The organism is Streptomyces sp. NPDC056169, from assembly GCF_042268445.1.
GTDB lineage: Bacteria > Actinomycetota > Actinomycetes > Streptomycetales > Streptomycetaceae > Streptomyces.
In genome coordinates, this window is the sequence record NZ_JBHJUO010000012.1 from 254529 (window position 1) to 272353 (window position 17825).

General features: G+C 72.8%; 13 protein-coding genes. 9 read left to right on the top strand and 4 right to left on the bottom strand.

Annotated features, from left to right (window positions below):
• The first annotated feature begins 48 nt into the window (after positions 1-48).
• The 5 genes from speB (at position 49) to ACFC0G_RS21820 (ending at position 9091) form a co-directional block, all read left to right on the top strand.
• Complete coding sequence (speB, locus tag ACFC0G_RS21800; protein WP_376405634.1) at positions 49-1026, top strand: agmatinase; 978 nt, start codon at positions 49-51, stop codon at positions 1024-1026.
• Between the two features lie 100 nt (positions 1027-1126).
• Positions 1127-2809 carry a thiamine pyrophosphate-binding protein gene (locus tag ACFC0G_RS21805; protein WP_376405636.1) on the top strand — a complete coding sequence of 561 codons (1683 nt, stop codon included), beginning with the start codon at positions 1127-1129 and terminating at the stop codon, positions 2807-2809.
• 222 nt (positions 2810-3031) lie between these two features.
• On the top strand, positions 3032-6769 hold the full coding sequence (locus ACFC0G_RS21810; RefSeq protein ID WP_376405638.1) for an ABC transporter ATP-binding protein: 3738 nt from the start codon (positions 3032-3034) through the stop codon (positions 6767-6769).
• A gap of 297 nt (positions 6770-7066) precedes the next feature.
• The gene (locus ACFC0G_RS21815; protein WP_376405640.1) at positions 7067-7498 is read left to right on the top strand and encodes a hypothetical protein; all 432 of its coding nucleotides are present in this window, start codon (positions 7067-7069) and stop codon (positions 7496-7498) included.
• A 144-nt stretch (positions 7499-7642) separates the two neighbouring features.
• Positions 7643-9091, top strand: coding sequence for an aminopeptidase (locus ACFC0G_RS21820; RefSeq protein WP_376405642.1), 1449 nt, complete (start codon positions 7643-7645; stop codon positions 9089-9091).
• 66 nt (positions 9092-9157) lie between these two features.
• On the opposite strand, the gene ACFC0G_RS21825 is transcribed toward ACFC0G_RS21820, so the two are convergent.
• A complete protein-coding gene (locus tag ACFC0G_RS21825; protein WP_376405644.1) occupies positions 9158-10987 on the bottom strand; it encodes a glycoside hydrolase family 3 protein in 1830 nt (609 codons plus the stop codon).
• A gap of 114 nt (positions 10988-11101) precedes the next feature.
• Positions 11102-12028 carry a LysR family transcriptional regulator gene (locus ACFC0G_RS21830; protein WP_376405646.1) on the bottom strand — a complete coding sequence of 309 codons (927 nt, stop codon included), beginning with the start codon at positions 12026-12028 and terminating at the stop codon, positions 11102-11104.
• 110 nt (positions 12029-12138) lie between these two features.
• Between ACFC0G_RS21830 and ACFC0G_RS21835 the strand changes: the two genes are divergently transcribed.
• Together ACFC0G_RS21835 and ACFC0G_RS21840 are read left to right on the top strand one after the other, a co-directional pair.
• Positions 12139-13173, top strand: a complete 1035-nt coding sequence (locus ACFC0G_RS21835) for an EamA family transporter (protein ID WP_376405648.1) — start codon at positions 12139-12141, stop codon at positions 13171-13173.
• Positions 13170-13733, top strand: coding sequence for an AAA family ATPase (locus ACFC0G_RS21840; protein WP_376405650.1), 564 nt, complete (start codon positions 13170-13172; stop codon positions 13731-13733). The genes ACFC0G_RS21835 and ACFC0G_RS21840 overlap by 4 nt, the downstream gene beginning before the upstream one ends.
• Position 13734: 1 nt before the next feature.
• Here ACFC0G_RS21840 and ACFC0G_RS21845 read toward each other — a convergent pair whose 3' ends face one another.
• Together ACFC0G_RS21845 and ACFC0G_RS21850 are read right to left on the bottom strand one after the other, a co-directional pair.
• Positions 13735-14301 carry a Uma2 family endonuclease gene (locus ACFC0G_RS21845; protein WP_376405652.1) on the bottom strand — a complete coding sequence of 189 codons (567 nt, stop codon included), beginning with the start codon at positions 14299-14301 and terminating at the stop codon, positions 13735-13737.
• Between the two features lie 40 nt (positions 14302-14341).
• Positions 14342-15388, bottom strand: coding sequence for a LacI family DNA-binding transcriptional regulator (locus ACFC0G_RS21850; RefSeq protein WP_376405654.1), 1047 nt, complete (start codon positions 15386-15388; stop codon positions 14342-14344).
• A 112-nt stretch (positions 15389-15500) separates the two neighbouring features.
• On the opposite strand from ACFC0G_RS21850, the gene ACFC0G_RS21855 reads away from it, so the two are divergent.
• Both ACFC0G_RS21855 and ACFC0G_RS21860 read left to right on the top strand, forming a co-directional pair.
• Positions 15501-16652: a Gfo/Idh/MocA family protein gene (locus tag ACFC0G_RS21855; protein ID WP_376405656.1), complete on the top strand. Its 1152-nt coding sequence runs from the start codon at positions 15501-15503 to the stop codon at positions 16650-16652.
• Complete coding sequence (locus ACFC0G_RS21860; RefSeq protein WP_376405659.1) at positions 16649-17800, top strand: dihydrodipicolinate synthase family protein; 1152 nt, start codon at positions 16649-16651, stop codon at positions 17798-17800. Before ACFC0G_RS21855 ends, ACFC0G_RS21860 begins: the two co-directional genes overlap by 4 nt.
• Positions 17801-17825: the final 25 nt, after the last annotated feature.

The window sequence follows — 17825 nt, forward strand, 5'->3', positions numbered from 1 at the left end:
GACGAGACCCGTCCGGACGACACCCGCCACACCCAGGAGGACCCGACCATGAGCAGCAGCGACCAGAACACCCCGCGCGGCCCGATCGACTCGTCCCGCACGCCGCGGTACGCCGGTCCCGCGACGTTCGCCCGGCTGCCGCGACTCGACGAGGTCGGCACCACCGACATCGCCGTGGTCGGCGTCCCCTTCGACAGCGGCGTCTCCTACCGCCCCGGCGCCCGCTTCGGCGGCAACGCCATCCGCGAGGCCTCCCGCCTCCTGCGCCCCTACAACCCGGCGCAGGACGCCTCCCCGTTCGCCCTCGCCCAGGTCGCGGACGCCGGTGACATCGCCGCCAACCCGTTCAACATCAACGAGGCCGTCGAGACCATCGAGGCCGCCGCCGACGACCTCCTCGGCACCGGCGCCCGCATGATGACCCTCGGCGGCGACCACACCATCGCGCTGCCGCTGCTGCGCTCCGTCGCCAAGAAGCACGGCCCCGTCGCCCTGCTCCACTTCGACGCGCACCTCGACACCTGGGACACGTACTTCGGCGCCGAGTACACCCACGGCACGCCGTTCCGCCGGGCCGTCGAGGAAGGCATCCTCGACACCGAGGCGCTCTCCCACGTCGGCACCCGCGGCCCCCTCTACGGCAAGCAGGACCTCACCGACGACGAGAAGATGGGCTTCGGCATCGTCACCTCGGCCGACATCTACCGCCGCGGCGCCGACGAGGTCGCCGACCAGCTCCGCCAGCGCATCGGCAACCGCCCGCTGTACATCTCCATCGACATCGACTGCCTCGACCCGGCCCACGCGCCCGGCACCGGCACCCCCGAGGCCGGCGGCATGACCTCCCGCGAGCTCCTGGAGATCCTCCGCGGCCTCTCCTCCTGCAACCTGGTCTCCGCCGACGTCGTCGAGGTCGCCCCGGCCTACGACCACGCCGAGATCACCGCGGTCGCCGCCTCGCACACGGCGTACGAACTCACGACGATCATGTCCCGCCAGATCGCGGCGAGCCGCGAAGCGAAGTAACGTCCCGCCCGGCCCGGCGCCCGCCGACGGCAGGCGCCGGGCCGGGCCGCCGGGCCGCACCGCACCGACCACGCCACGCCACGCCGCAAGGGGACCGTCCATGACCCACGACCACGACCTGGTCCTGCGCCCGACCGCCGCGCAGACCGAGGCCGCGCTCAACCCGCCCGCCGGGCGCAACGGCGGCGACCTCGTCGTCGAGACCCTCACCGGCCTCGGCGCGACCACCGTCTTCGGCCTCCCCGGCCAGCACGCGCTCGGCATGTTCGACGCCCTGCGCCGCTCCGCCCTGCGGTACGTCGGCCTCCGCGTCGAGAACAACGCCGGCTTCGCCGCCGACGCCTACGGCCGGATCACCGGCGAGGCCGCCCCGCTGCTGCTCTCCACCGGACCCGGCGCGCTCATGTCGCTCGCCGCGCTCCAGGAGGCCGCCGCCGCGTCCGCCCCGGTCCTCGCGATCGGCAGCCAGATCCCGGTCGCCGGGCTCGGCGGCGGCCGGCACGGCTACCTCCACGAGCTGCGCGACCAGCAGGCCTCCTTCCGGGACGTCGTGAAGTCCGTCCACACGGTCCGTACGCAGTCCCAGATCCCGTCCGCGATCGCCGCGGCCTGGGAATCGGCGCTCACCGCCCCGCACGGGCCCGTCTGGGTCGAGATCCCGCAGGACGTGCTCCTCGCCGAGACGACCCTGCCGGTCGTGACGGCGATGGACGCGACCCCCGAGGACGTCGTCCCGCGCCCCGAGCTCACCGCCGTCGCGGCCGACCTGCTGGCGAAGGCCGCCCGGCCCGTGATCATCGCGGGCGGCGGAGTCGTACGCTCCGACGCGGCCGGCAAGCTCCTCGCGCTCGCCGAGCGGATCGACGCGCCCGTCGTCACCACCTTCGGCGGCAAGGGCGCCTTCCCCTGGGAGCACCCGCTCTCGCTCCAGTCCTGGCTGGAGGACCGGCACACCACCGACTTCCTGGAGGACGCCGACGTCCTCCTCGTCGTCGGCTCGGGCCTCGGCGAGCTGTCCTCGAACTACCACACCTTCGCCCCGCGCGGCCGGGTGATCCAGATCGAGGCCGACGCGGGCAAGCTGGAGTCCAACCACCCGGCGCTCGGCATCCACGCGGACGCCCGGCTCGCCCTCCAGGCGCTCCTGGAGACGGTCGACGAGCGCACGGACCCGACCGCCCCCGAGCGGGTCTCGGCCGTCCTGGCCAAGGTGCGGGACCGGATAGCCGCCCAGGACCTCGGCCTGGAGCAGCGGATCGTCGCCGCGGTGCGCGAGGCGCTCCCGGACCGGGCCCCGAGCTTCTGGGACATGACGATCCTCGCGTACTGGGCGTGGTCGGCCTTCGACGCCCGGCACCCGAACACCATGCACTCCGCCCAGGGCGCCGGCGGCCTCGGCTACGGCTTCCCCGCCGCCCTCGGCGCGGCCGTCGCGGACTCCTCGCGGCCGGTCCTCGCGGTCTCCGGCGACGGCGGCGCGATGTACTCGATCGCGGAGCTGGCCACGGCGAAGCAGTACGACCTCGACGTGACCTGGCTGATCGTCGACGACGGCGGCTACGGCATCCTGCGCGAGTACATGACGGGCGCGTTCGGCGAGGCCACGGGCACCGAGCTCACCCGCCCGGACTTCGTCGCCCTCGCCGAGTCCTTCGGCGTCCCGGCGACGACGACGACCCCGGAAACGCTGACGACCGACCTGACGAAGGCCCTGGCGACCCCGGGCCCGTCGGTGGTCGTGCTCCCGGCCCTCCTGAGGATGTTCGAACCGACGCACCTCTGACCGACGTCCGGCCCGAACCGCCCCGCCGCCCTCGCCCGGGTGGCGGGGCGGCGGCGTTCCCGGCCCGTCCCCGCCCCCGTCCCCGTCCCCGGATGCGGCTCGCTCCGTCGTCCCTCGGTGCGACTCATTCCCTATCACTCGCTCGGTTTGTTGCAGCGGGATGAAATCGCAGCCCAGGCGTGTTGGGCCTTCCGGTAGAGCAGGACGAACGGGAGGCCACTCGTGGCGGCGGTCGGGCAGAAACAGGCGGGCGAGCGGCAGCAGGGATGGGCGCGCAGGCTGGCCGGGTACGCGTGGCACTACAAGGCCAACGTGGTGCTCGCGCTCGGCTCGTCGCTCGTCGGCATGGCCGTGCTCGCCCTCGTACCGCTCGTCACCAAGGTGATCATCGACGACGTCGTCGGGACGAAGACCCGGGACCTCGGCGTCTGGACCGGGCTCCTCATAGGCGCCGCCGTCCTCGTGTACGTCCTCACGTACGTCCGCCGCTACTACGGCGGCCGTCTCGCCCTCGACGTCCAGCACGACCTCCGTACCGACATGTACGGGACCATCACCCGGCTCGACGGGCGGCGGCAGGACGAGCTGTCCACCGGGCAGGTCGTCGGGCGGGCCACCAGCGACCTGCAACTCATCCAGGGCCTTCTCTTCATGCTCCCGATGACGATCGGGAACGTCCTGCTCTTCGTCATCTCGCTGGCCGTCATGGCCTGGCTCTCCCTCCCCCTCACGCTCGTCGCGCTCGCCGTCGCCCCCGCCCTCTGGTTCATCGCCAAGCGCAGCCGCACCCGCCTCCACCCCGCCACCTGGCACGCGCAGCAGCAGGCCGCGGTCGTCGCGGGCGTCGTCGACGGGTCCGTGACCGGCGTCCGGGTCGTCAAGGGCTTCGGCCAGGAGGACCAGGAGACCGGCAAGATCCGGGAGGCCGGGCGCAAGCTCTTCGCCGGCCGGCTGCGCACGATCAGGCTGAACTCGAAGTACACCCCCGCCCTCCAGGCCGTGCCCGCCCTCGGCCAGGTCGCCGTCCTCGCCCTCGGCGGCTGGCTCGCCTACAAGGGCCAGATCACCCTCGGCACCTTCGTCGCCTTCTCCGCCTACCTGGCGTCCCTCGTCGGCCCGGTCCGGATGCTCGCCATGGTCCTCACCGTCGGCCAGCAGGCCCGCGCGGGCGTCGAGCGGGTCCTCGACCTCGTCGACACCGAGCCGGTGATCCAGGACGGCACGAAGGAGCTCCCGGCCGACGCGCCGGCCACCGTCGAGTTCGACGACGTCTCCTTCTCGTACCAGGACGGGCGCCCCGTCCTCGACGGCTTCTCCCTGGACATCCGCTCCGGCGAGACCGTCGCCGTCGTCGGCGCCTCCGGCTCCGGCAAGTCCACCGTCTCGCTCCTCCTGCCCCGCTTCTACGACGTCACCCACGGCGCGGTCCTCGTCGGCGGCCACGACGTCCGCGAGCTCACCCTCGACTCCCTGCGGGCCGCGATCGGCCTCGTCCCCGAGGACTCGTTCCTCTTCTCCGACACGGTCCGCGCCAACATCGCGTACGGCGCCCCGGACGCCACCCAGGAGCAGATCGAGACCGCCGCCCGCGCCGCCCAGGCCGACCGGTTCATCGCCGAGCTGCCCGAGGGGTACGACACCAAGGTCGGCGAGCACGGCCTCACCCTCTCCGGCGGCCAGCGCCAGCGCGTCGCGCTCGCCCGCGCGATCCTCATGGACCCCCGGCTCCTCCTCCTCGACGACGCCACCTCCGCCGTCGACGCCAAGGTCGAGCACGAGATCCACGAGGCCCTGAAGGCGGTCATGGCGGGCCGTACGACCCTGCTCATCGCCCACCGCCGCTCCACCCTCGGCCTCGCCGACCGCATCGCCGTCCTCGACGACGGCCGGCTCTCCGACATCGGCACCCACGAGGAGCTGGAGGAGCGCTCCGCGCTCTACCGCCGTCTCCTCACCGACCCCGACGAGCTCGGCGCCGTCTCGCCCGGGCACGTGACCCCGGCCGAGCTCCCCGAGGACGCCACGCTGCGGGCCGAGCTCGACGCCGAGTTCGACGCGGAGCGCGGCATCACCCCGGCCCTGTGGGTACGGGACGGCCGCGCCGACGAGGAGAGCCCGGCCCCCGGAGCCACCCCCGAGCTGCTCGCCGCCGTCGAGGCCCTGCCGCCCGCCACCGACACCCCCGGGATCGACGAGGCCCGCGCGGTCTCCCCGGAGGACGCGTACGGTCTGCGCCGGCTGCTCCGCGGCTTCGGCGTCCCGCTGCTCATCAGCCTCGGCCTGGTCGCCCTCGACGCGGGCGCCGGCCTGCTGCTGCCGGTCCTGATCCGGCACGGCATCGACGAGGGCGTGAACCGGCTCGCGATCGGCGCCGTCTGGGCGGCCTCCGCGCTCGCCCTGGTCACCGTGCTCGTGCAGTGGGTCGCGCAGACCGCCGAGACCCGGATGACGGGCCGCACCGGCGAGCGGGTCCTCTACGCCCTGCGCCTGAAGATCTTCGCCCAGCTCCAGCGCCTCGGCCTGGACTACTACGAGCGCGAGCTCACCGGCCGGATCATGACCCGCATGACCACGGACGTGGACGCGCTCTCCACGTTCCTGCAGACGGGTCTGGTCACCGCCTTCGTCTCGGTCGTGACCTTCTTCGGGATCATGGTCGCGCTGCTCGTGCTCGACCTCCAGCTGGCCCTGGTCGTCTTCGCGACCCTGCCGGTCCTCGCCGTCGCCACGTACTTCTTCCGCCGGTCGAGCGTGAAGGCGTACGAGCTGGCGCGCGAGCGGATCAGCGTCGTCAACGCCGACCTCCAGGAGTCGGTCGTCGGGCTGCGGATCGTGCAGGCCTTCCGCCGCGAGCGCTCGGGCGCGGAGCGGTTCGCCGCCCGCAGCGACGAGTACCGCGAGGCGCGCGTCCGCGGCCAGTGGCTGATCTCGATCTACTTCCCGTTCGTGACGCTGCTGTCCTCGGTGGCCGCCGCGGGCGTCATGATCGTCGGCGCGAACCGTATCGACGGCGGCACCCTCACCACCGGCGCGCTCGTCGCCTACCTCCTCTACATCGACCTCTTCTTCGCCCCCGTGCAGCAGCTCTCGCAGGTCTTCGACGGCTACCAGCAGGCCGCCGTCTCGCTGAAGCGGATGCAGGAGCTGCTCCAGGAGCCGACGTCGACGGCCGCCGCCGACGCGCCCCGGGACGTGCGGTCGCTGCGCGGCGAGATCGCGTTCGAGGACGTGTCCTTCGCGTACGGGGGCGAGGAAGAGGCCCTCACCGGCATCGACCTGCGCATCCCGGCCGGGCAGACCGTCGCCTTCGTCGGCGAGACCGGCGCGGGCAAGTCGACCCTGGTCAAGCTGGTCGCGCGGTTCTACGACCCGACGGGCGGCCGGGTCACCGCCGACGGCACCGACCTGCGGGACCTCGACCTCACCGCGTACCGCCACCGGCTCGGGGTCGTCCCCCAGGAGGCGTACCTCTTCCCCGGGACGGTCCGCGACGCCATCGCCTACGGCCGCCCCGAGGCGACCGACGCGGAGGTCGAGGCGGCGGCCCGCGCGGTCGGCGCGCACGACATGATCGCCACGCTCGACGGCGGCTACCTCCACGAGGTCGCCGAGCGGGGCCGCAACCTCTCCGCCGGCCAGCGCCAGCTCATCGCGCTCGCCCGCGCCGAGCTCGTCGACCCGGACGTCCTGCTCCTCGACGAGGCCACGGCCGCCCTCGACCTGGCCACCGAGGCCCAGGTCAACCAGGCCACCGACCGCCTCGCGGGCCGCCGGACGACGCTCGTCGTCGCCCACCGCCTGACCACGGCGGCCCGCGCGGACCGGGTGGTCGTGATGGACCACGGCCGGGTCGCCGAGGACGGCACCCACGACGAACTGCTCGCCCTGGGCGGCCGGTACGCGTCGCTGTGGAGCGCCTTCATCGGGGAGGCGGAGGAACCGGAGCCCGAGCGGGTGTGAGCACGGGCGGGCGGGCGCGGGTGAGTACGGGCGGGCGTGCGGGTGGGCGTGCGCGGGTGAGTGCGGGCCGTCCGCCCGGCTGAGTATCCGAGCGGATTCCCGTCCTCCGCCCCGCAGGCTTGGACGAGGGCATGCGCCCCGACCCCCGCCCCCGCGCCGAGGCCGTCTTCCCGCTGTTCGTCCTGACGACGTTCGCGTCAGCACGCGGAGGCAACCATTCCGGTGGCTCGTGCGTCGTACGCCCGTACGCCTGAATCTCCGTACGTCCGTACGGCGACTCGCTCGGGAGGGGACCGCATGCTCACGGACATGCCGACGGACGCGACACCCGCACCACACCGCCGACGGCTGCTCGCGCGCGTCCTCGTCCCGTTCCTCGCCGCCCTCGCGCTGCTCCTGACCCCCTGGCCCGGACCGGGCGGCGGCGCCACCGCCGAGGCCGTCTCCGTCTGCACCGGCCGCCCGGCCAAGACCTACCGCTTCGCCACCGGCGAGCTGCGCCTCTACCGGACCCGTCACTACGCCTGCGCCGTCACCGTCGCCAAGCGGCCCGGCGCCGCCCGTCCGATGACCGTCTCCCTCCAGCCGCGCGGCGGCCGGCCCGCCGTCAAGGCCGGACGGTTCGGCCGGCAGACCGGCCCGGTCACCGTCCACGCCCTCAACCGCTGCGTCCGCGCCTACGGTTCGGTGGCCGGACAGGGCAGGTCCACGGGCTGGATCCTGTGCTGACGCCGACCCGTTTCCCCTGCTGACGCCGGGTCTTTCCTCTGCTGAAGCACAGGAAAGTCCAAGAGTAAGGACCAACAAGGTCTGGCGGTCCACACGTTGCCCCCGCTAGGTTCGCGACACCGTTGTGAACCAAGGGGAGGACGAATGCGCAAGTCGCTCAGAGGGCTGGTGTCGCTCGCGGTGCTCATAGGCACCGTCGGCACCGCGGGCGTGGCCACCGCGGCGGACACGGAGGCCAACAGCCCCACCGCCGTCGCCGACTCGCAGAGCACGGACATCAAGGACCGCATCCTGGCGATCCCCGGGATGAGCCTGATCGAGGAGAAGCCCTACGCCGGCTACCGCTACTTCGTCCTGGACTACGTCCAGCCGATCGACCACAAGCGCCCGTGGGCGGGCACCTTCAAGCAGCGGCTCTCCGTCCTCCACAAGGACACGAGCCGTCCCACCGTCTTCCGCACCAGCGGCTACGGCCTGAGCACCACTCCCAGCCGCGCCGAGCCGACCCGGATCATCGACGGCAACCAGATCTCCATGGAGTACCGCTTCTTCACGCCGTCCCGCCCGCAGCCGGCCGACTGGTCCAAGCTCGACATCTGGCAGGCGGCCAGCGACCAGCACCGGATCTACACCGCGCTGAAGAAGATCTACCAGGAGAACTGGCTCTCCACCGGCGCCTCGAAGGGCGGCATGACCGCCACCTACTACGAGCGCTTCTACCCGCGTGACATGGACGGCGTCGTCGCGTACGTCGCCCCGAACGACGTGGTGAACAACGAGGACTCGGCCTACGACCGCTTCTTCGCGAACGTCGGCACCAAGGCCTGCCGCGACCGCCTGAACAACATGCAGCGCGAGGCCCTCGTCCGCCGCGAGCCGCTGCAGAAGAAGTTCAAGGAGAAGTCCGAGGCCGACGGCGCCACCTTCAACACCATCGGCACCGTCGACAAGGCCTACGAGGCCGTCGTCCTCGACTTCGTCTGGGGCTTCTGGCAGTACTACGGCGAGGACGTCTGCGACCAGATCCCGGACGCGGCGACCGCGAGCGACGACGCCGTCTACGAGACGATCGACGCCTACTCCGGCTGGGCCGCCTACACCGACCAGGGCCTGGACTACTACACGCCGTACTACTACCAGGCGGCCACCCAGCTCGGCTCGCCCAGCATCAAGCAGCCGCACCTCGGGGGCCTCAGCCGCTACGGCTACCAGCCGGCCCGCAACTTCGTGCCGAGCTCCATCCCGATGAAGTTCCAGCCGCAGGTCATGCGGGACGTCGACAACTGGGTCCGCAGGAACGCGAACCAGATGCTCTTCGTCTACGGCGGCAACGACCCGTGGGGCTCCGAGCCGTTCCACCTCGGCAAGGGCGCGCGCGACAGCTACGTCTACACGGCGCCGGGCGCGAACCACGGCGCCAACGTCGCCGGGCTCGTCGACGCCGAGCGCGAGAACGCCACCGCCCGCATCCTGGCCTGGGCCGGCGTCTCCGCCCCGGCCGTCGAGGCGGCGCAGCCCCTGGCGCGCTTCGACGCCCGCCTCGACAAGGCGGTCGACGAGGACGTGACGCGGGAGCACGGGCTGCGCCCGTAACTCCCCAGTACGCGTGGGTGTGCCCGGCGGTCCTCGGAGGACCGCCGGGCACACCCGTATCGCGTGTCAGCCGTACGAGAGACCGTGGCCGACCGGGTACAGCACCCGGGTCGGGTCGTCCGCGCTCTGCACGGGGACGGGCAGCCGCCCCTTCGGCCGCGCCCGCCCGGCCAGGACCCGGACCGCGGCGCGGAGTTCGACGTCGGTCCAGGAGTAGGCGGCGAGGGTCGCCCGCTGGCCGCTGATCCGGGCGATGTCGTACGGGTTGCGGATCGCGATCGTCACGACGGGCACGCCGCTCGCGACGAGCCGTGCGACGAGCGTGCGCTGCGGGCTGGTCGCGGTGATGTTGTACGTGCCCACGACGACGACGTCCTGCCCGGCTGCCGCCGCCACCGCCTCCTCGATCCTCGCGGCCGTCGGGGTGATCCCGGTGGAGAGCGCCGTCGCGGTGAACCCGAGCTCCCCGAGGGCCGTGGCCAGGGTCGTGGTGGGCGGCCCGGTCGTGCCCGACGGCGAGGCGGGGTCGGCGCCGACGACGAGGACCTTGCCGTGGCCGGCGGGGCTCAGCGGCAGGAAGCCGCCCTCGTTGAGGAGCAGGGTCGTGGTCTGCTCGGCGATCCGGTCGGCCCGGTCGAGGTGCGCCCGGGTGCCGACCACCCGGTCGACGCCCGCACGGGTCACGTACGGCTGCCGGAAGAGGCCCAGCTTCGCCTTGAGCCGCAGGATCCGCAGGATCGATTCGTCGAGCCGGCTCTCCGTCAGCTCGCCGCCCTTGACCGCCGCCAGGACCGCCTTCCAGGCGACGTCCAGGTTCGGCGGGTTGAGCAGCTGGTCCACCCCGGCCTTGAGCGCCAGGACCGGGACGCGCTCGTCGCCGTACTTGGTGCGCACGCCCTCCATGCCGAGCGAGTCGGTGACCACCACGCCGTCGTAGCCGAGCTGTTCGCGCAGGATGCCGGTGAGGATGGGCCGGGAGAGCGTCGCCGGGTCCTCGCTGGGGTCGAGCGCGGGCACCACGATGTGCGCGGTCATGATCGAGTCGATCCCGGCGGCGATCGCCGACGCGAAGGGCGGCGCGTCGAGCTCGGCCCACTGGGCCCGGGTGTGGGTGATCGTCGGCAGACCGTAGTGGCTGTCGACGGCCGTGTCGCCGTGGCCCGGGAAGTGCTTGGAGGTGGCCGCGACCCCGGCCCGCTGGTAGCCCTTGACCTGGGCGGCGACCAGACCGGCGACCGCCTGGGGGTCGGAGCCGAAAGAGCGGACGCCGATCACCGGGTTGGCCGGGTTGACGTTGACGTCGGCGACCGGGGCGTAGTTCTGCCGGATGCCGACGGCGGCGAGCTCGGCGCCCGCGATCTGCGCGGCCTTCCGGGCGTCCGCGAGCGAGCCGCCCGCGCCGAGGGCCATCGCCCCGGGCACCAGGGTGGCCGGCTCGCCGACCCGGCAGACGATGCCGTGCTCCTGGTCGGTGGAGATGAGCAGGGGGACCGGGGTCGGCTGCGCGAGACCGGCCTGCTGGATGCCGTTGGAGAGCTCGGCGATCTGCTGCGGGTCGCGGGTGTTGTGGGCCCAGGAGAAGTAGATGACGCCACCGACGTGATAGCGCTCGACCAGCTCGGCGGCGGTGCGGACGCCGATCTCCTTGACGTTGGCGTCGATGTCGGCCTGGTCGGGGGCGGTCGCGGAGTGGCCGTACACCCGCATGACGAAGAGCTGGCCGACCTTCTCCTCCAGGGACATCCGATCGATGATCCGCTGGAGCTTCTTGTCGTCGTGCCGCTCCTGCGCGGCGTGGGCCACCGGGGCGGTGACTCCGGTGACGGCGGCCGCGGCGGCTGCGGCGGTCACCGTGAGAAGGGTGCGTCGGGAGGGGGCGGGGGCGCGGTGGTGCACTGATGCTCCTTCCGGCCGTGCGAGGTTGAAGGAAACTTCCAAGGTGTCACGGATAGCCCGAAAGTAACTGCCAGGTCAAGGATCCGCGCAGGAATCGCCTCGGGCCCCGGCCGACTACGCGCCCGCGACGGACGTGACGGACGTGACGGAGGGCCAGAGCTCCTGGAGCGTACGGACCGTCTCCCGGATCGCCGGGCGCCGCGCCGCCCCCGTCCTCCACATGGCGTGCAGCCGGCGCGTCGGCACCGGGTCGAGGTGGACCGGCGTCACCTCCGGCGGCAGCCCGCCGCGGCCGAGCCGCGGGACGAGCGCGATGCCCAGACCGGCCGCCACCAGGGCGACCTGGGTGTGGTTCTCCTCCGCCTGATGGGCGATCAGCGGCTCGTACCCCGTCGCCCGCAGCGTCCGGGTCAGCCAGGTGTGGCAGACCGTGCCCGGCGGCTGCGAGATCCACCGCTCGTCCGCCAGCTCCTCCCGCCGCACCGACTTCCGGCCCGCCAGCGGGTGGTCCCGGTGGACGAGGATGTCGCACAGGTCGTCGCCGACGGCCGCCCGCTCGACCCCCGGCGGGGCCGGCAGCGGGGCGATGTCCCAGTCGTGCACCACGGCCAGATCGATCACGCCCCGCGCCACCAGGTCGATCGAGAGGTGCGGGTCCACCTCCGACAGGCGGGCGTCGAGACCGGGGTGGCGCCGGGCCAGCTCCGCGAGCGCCCGGGGCATCAGACCGCGCGCCGCGCTCGCGAAACAGCCGATCGTCAGACGCCCGGACGGCAGACCGCGCCGCTCCTCGATCCGCACCTCGGCCTCCTCCACGATGGCGAGCAACTGCTGTGCTGTGTCGGCGAGTTGATGGGCCTCGTCGGTGAGGCGGATGCCACGGCCGCTGCGTTCGAGCAGGGTCGTACGGGTCTCGCGCTCCAGCTTCGCGATCTGCTGCGAGACCGCCGACGGGGTGTAGCCGAGGGCGGAGGCGGCGGCGCCGACGCTGCCGTGGACGGCGACGGCGTGGAGGGCGCGCAGACGGCCGAGATCGAGCACGGGGGGCTCCCGTCGGGGTGGGTTCGGGTGCAGTGGATGAAGTGTTGCTTCATCCCACCATGAAGGAACCCGTGCTGGTGCTACACGGTCGCCGGCGCGATGCTCGACACATGAGCCCCGCCCCCTCGCGCTCCTCAGCCCCCGCCCTCCCCTCGGCCCCCACTCTCCCCTCCGTCCCCACCCGTCTCGCCCCGGCCCACCTCGCCCTCGCCGCCCTCGTCGCGGCCGTCTGGGGCGTCAACTTCGTCGTCATCGAGATCGGCCTCGACCACTTCCCGCCGCTGCTCTTCTCCGCCCTCCGCTTCCTCGCCGCCGCCCTGCCGGCCGTCTTCCTCGTCGGCCGCCCCACCGTCGCCTGGAAGTGGATCGTGGGCGTCGGACTCGTCCTGGGCGTGGCCAAGTTCGGGCTGCTCTTCACCGGCATGGACCTCGGCGCTCCGGCCGGACTCTCGTCCCTGGTCCTCCAGGTCCAGGCGGTCTTCACCGCGCTCTTCGCCTTCGCGGCCCTCGGCGAGCGCCCCGGCCGGCTCAAGGTCGCGGGCATGGCGGTCGCCCTCGCGGGCATCGGCGTCGCGGCGGTCGACGAGGGCGCGTTCGACGGTGCGGCGGGGGCGCTCACGGGCTTCGCCCTGGTGGTCGCGGCGGCGGCCTGCTGGGGCGTCTCCAACGTCCTGACCCGCAAGGCCTCCCCGCCCGACGCCCTGAACTTCATGGTGTGGGTCAGCACCGTGCCCGTCCTGCCGCTGCTCGCCCTCTCCCTCCTCCTGGAGGGACCGGAGCGCGACCTCGCGGCCCTGCGCGGACTCGACTGGACGGGCGTCGGCGTCATCCTCTACGTCGCCTGGATCACGACCGTCTTCGGCTTCGGTGCCTGGGGGTGGCTGCTCCGCCGCCACCCGGCCTCCTCCGTCGCGCCCTTCTCGCTCCTCGTCCCCGTCTTCGGCATGTCCTCGGCCGCCCTGTTCCTGGGAGAGGGAGTGAGCCCGCTCCGCTGGTGCGCGGCGGCGCTGCTGGTCGGGGGAGTGGCGCTGACCTCCTTCGCACCGGGAGCGCGCCGGACGCCGCCGCCCCGTAATTCCCTGGCGGCACGGGAGCCCGTGACCGTATCGTCGTCCGGTCCCACCTGCGAGGAAAGGCCCGCATGACCTTCGAGCACATCACCGTCGACACCCCCGAGCCCGCGCCCGGCGCCGTCCTGCTCGCCGGCATCCCGGGCAGCGGCAAGTCGACCGTCGCGGCGGCCCTCGCGGCCCGCTTCGCCCGCTCCGCGCACATCGAGGTCGACCACCTCCAGGAGCTGATCGTCCAGGGCTGCCGCTGGCCCAGCCCGGACGGCGACCCGGAGGCGGACCGCCAGATCCTGCTGCGCGCCCGCAACGGCTGCCTCCTCGCGGACAGCTTCGCCGCGGCCGGCTTCCTGCCGGTCCTCGACGACGTGGTCGTACGCCGCTCCCACCTGGACTTCTACCGCGCCCACACGAAGGCGGTCCCGCTCCACGTGGTGATCCTGGCCCCGGGCCCGGACAAGGCCTGGGAACGCAACAACGCCCGCCACAAGAAGCTCACCACGAACTGGGCTTTCCTCGACGAGGCCATGCGCGAGGAACTCTCCGGCGAGGGCGTCTGGATCGACAACGCGGACCAGACGATCGAGGAGACGGTCGAAGCGGTCCTGACGGCGACGGGCCTGACGCCGGAGAACTAGGTCAGCTCTCGGAGCGGGGGAATCCGTCGGTCTTCACGACGATCTCCCGCCCTTCGAGGGGGAGGACCAGGTCTTCGCCGAAGGCGATCTGCTCCTGGTCCATGTAGGCGCCGGTACGCGTGGGGTTCCGGTGGATGGTGCAGGTGCTGTCCGACGGGTCGATGATCACGTAGAGCGGGATGGCGCACTGGGCGTACATCCGGAACTTCTTGTCGAAGTCGTCGTCCCGCGTGCTCTTCGAGACGACCTCGATCACCGCCTCCAGGCTGTGCCACTCGTAGCGCCCCCGACTGTTCAGCTCGGAGCCGGGGGCGACGATGGCGAGATCAGGGGCGTAGCCGTACAGGCTGGACGGGAAGTCGATCATGACGTCCGAGAGGATCTCGCCCTCGTCGGCCAGCTGTTGATCGATCTGGGGTGCCGCGTCGATGACGACGTCTGACTGCTGCTCGGTGCGCGGCGTCAGGATGATCTTCCCGTCCGTGATCTCCACGCGGTATCCACCGGGCAGGTTCACGCCGTCCAGCACTTCCCAGGCGCTGAGTGCGTTCATCATCGGTGGTGCCATGGGGCCTCCGCGTTTCGGTACGTCTCACGATACTGACCCGCTACCCCCGCGGCCGGGCCGTCGACCCCCTGAGCACCAGCTCCCCCGGGACGTTCACGGGACCCCCCGCCGGAGGCTCCTCCGCGCCCATGGCCAGGCGGCCCGCCCGTACGCCCGCGTCGTGCAGGGGCAGACGGACGGTCGTGAGGGCCGGGACCGCGTCCACCGAGAAGGGCAGGTCGTCGAAGCCCGCCACCGAGACGTCGTCCGGGATGGACAGGCCCCGCTCCCGCAGGGCCGCGCAGACGCCGAGCGCCACCGTGTCGTTGGCGGCGACGACCGCCGTCAAGTCCGGTTCGCGGTCGAGGAGTTCGGCGGTCGCCTCGTAGCCGGACCGGCGGTCGTACGGGCCGTGGACCGTCGGCCCCTCGGCGACCCCCGCCGCCGCGAGCGCCGCCCGGTGGCCTTCGAGCCGGTGCCGGGTCGTCGTCCGGTCGGCCGGGCCCGCCACGTATCCGATGCGCCGGTGTCCGAGGTCGAGCAGGTGCTCGGTCAGGCGCTGCGCGCCGGTGCGGTTGTCGAAGACGAGCGCCGCCGTGTTCGCGTCGCCCGGCACCGGCGGCCGCCCGCACAGCACCACCCGGGTCCCCGCCTCCGCGAGTTTGGCCAGTTTGCCCGCCGTCGCCGCCAGGTGCTCGGGGTCCTCCAGCGAGCCGCCCATGAGGATCACGGCCGCGGCCCGCTGCCGCTGGAGCAGGGTGAGGTAGGTCAGTTCGCGCGCGGGGGAGCCGCCGGTGTTGCAGACGACGGCGAGCTTCTCGCCCCCGGCCCGCCCCGACGCGACCTCCCCGATCGCGCTCTGCGCCGCGCTCGCCATGATCCCGAAGAAGGGGTCGGCGATGTCGTTGACCAGCACGCCGACCAGGTCGGACGTGGCGGCGGCCAGGGAGCTCGCGGGGCCGTTGAGGACGTAGTCCAGCTCGTCCACCGCCCGCAGGACCCGCTCGCGGGTCGAGGCGGCGACCGGGTAGTTGCCGTTGAGGACCCGGGACACGGTCGCGGGGGAGACCCGGGCGCGGGCGGCCACGTCCGCCAGGGTGACGGTCATCGTGTGCGTTACCTCCGAGGCCCTTGTCCGGCGTGATGTCGGCAGGTTAGCTTCCTCCCAGACAGAAAGCGCTTTCTATCGAGGCGCGGAATTGCCGGGAGAGGAAGATTTCGTGACACGCAGGACAGTCCGCATCGCCATGAACGGCGTCACCGGGCGCATGGGCTACCGCCAGCACCTCGTCCGCTCGATCCTCGCGCTGCGCGAGCAGGGCGGACTCGACCTCGGCAACGGCGAGACCCTCTGGCCCGAGCCCGTCCTCGTCGGCCGCCGCGAACACGCCCTGCGCGCGCTCGCCGAGCGCCACGGCCTCACCGAGTGGTCCACCGACCTCGACGCCGTCCTCGCCGACGACACCGTCGACATCTACTTCGACGCCCAGGTCACCTCCGCCCGCGTCGACGCCCTCACCAAGGCCATCGACGCCGGAAAGCACATCTACACCGAGAAGCCCACCGCCGCCGACCTCGCCGGCGCCCTGGAGCTCGCCCGGCTCGCCGAGGCGAAGGGCATCAAGCACGGCGTCGTCCAGGACAAGCTCTTCCTCCCCGGCCTGCTCAAGCTCAAGCGGCTCATCGACGGCGGCTTCTTCGGCGAGATCCTGTCCGTGCGCGGCGAGTTCGGTTACTGGGTCTTCGAGGGCGACTGGCAGGACGCCCAGCGCCCCAGCTGGAACTACCGCTCGGAGGACGGCGGCGGCATCGTCGTCGACATGTTCCCGCACTGGGAGTACGTGCTCCACGAGCTCTTCGGCCGGGTCACGAGCGTCGCCGCGCACGTCGCCACCCACGTCCCGCAGCGCTGGGACGAGCAGGGCAAGCCGTACGCCGCGACCGCCGACGACGCCGCGTACGGCATCTTCCAGCTGGAGGGCGGCGCCGTCGCCCAGATCAACTCCTCCTGGACGGTCCGCGTGAACCGCGACGAGCTCGTCGAGTTCCAGGTCGACGGCACCCACGGCTCCGCCGTCGCCGGACTCCGCAACTGCCGCGTCCAGCACCGCTCGGCCACCCCGAAGCCCGTCTGGAACCCCGACATCCCGGTCACCGAGTCCTTCCGCGACCAGTGGCAGGAGGTCCCCGACAACACCGAGTTCGACAACGGCTTCAAGACCCAGTGGGAGCTCTTCCTGCGGCACGTCACCCTCGGCGAGCCGTACCACTGGGACCTCCTCGCCGGCGCCCGCGGCGTCCAGCTCGCCGAGCTGGGACTGAAGTCGGCCGCCGAGGGCCGCCGCCTCGACGTCCCGGAGGTCTCCCTGTGATCCGCCTCCCGCAGGCGGGCGGAGGCGTAGGGGAGCACACGCCCCGCACGGAGCCCCTCGCCGTCCCCACGGGCGGCGCGCTGGTCTCCCGTACGGTCTTCTCCGCCGCGCACGTCGTCGCCGACCCGTACGCCGACACCACCCCCGACTCGCCCGCCGCCGTCGACTGGGACGCCACCCTCGCCTTCCGCCGCCACCTCTGGTCCCACGGCCTCGGGGTCGCCGAGGCCATGGACACCGCCCAGCGCGGCATGGGCCTCGACTGGGCCGGGGCCGCCGAGCTGATCCGCCGCTCCGCCGCCGAGGCGAAGGCCGTCGGCGGCCGCATCGCCTGCGGCGTCGGCACCGACCAGCTCACCGGACCCGCCGACCTCCTGACCGTCCGGCAGGCCTACGAGGAGCAGCTCGCCCTCGTCGAGGAGACCGGCTCCCAGGCCATCCTGATGGCCTCCCGGGCCCTCGCCGCCGCGGCGGCGACCCCGGATGACTACCTCGACACGTACGGCCACCTCCTCCGCCAGGCGAGCGAACCGGTGGTCCTGCACTGGCTCGGCCCGATGTTCGACCCGGCCCTGGAGGGCTACTGGGGCTCGGCGGACCTCGACGCCGCCACCGAGACCTTCCTCGACGTGATCGCCGCCCACCCCGACAAGGTCGACGGCATCAAGGTCTCCCTCCTCGACGCCCGGCGCGAGGTCGAGCTGCGCCGCCGCCTCCCGGAGGGCGTCCGCTGCTACACGGGCGACGACTTCCACTACCCGGAGCTCATCGCCGGCGACGAACAGGGCTTCAGCCACGCCCTGCTGGGCATCTTCGACCCCCTCGCCCCGCTCGCGGCCGAGGCGGTCCGGACCCTCGACACCGGCGACGTCGCGGGCTTCCGCAAGCTCCTCGACCCGACCGTCAGGCTCTCCCGGCACCTCTTCGCCGCCCCGACCCGCTTCTACAAGACGGGCGTCGTCCTCCTCGCCTGGCTCGCCGGCCACCAGGAGCACTTCACGATGGTCGGCGGCCTCCAGTCCGCCCGCTCGCTCCCGCACCTCGCCCGGGCCTACGAACTCGCCGACGGACTCGGCCTGTTCCCCGACCCGGCGCTCGCCGAGGCCCGCATGCGCTCCCTGCTCGCCGTGTACGGAGTACCGCAGTGAACCTCGACCGCTTCAGCATCAACCA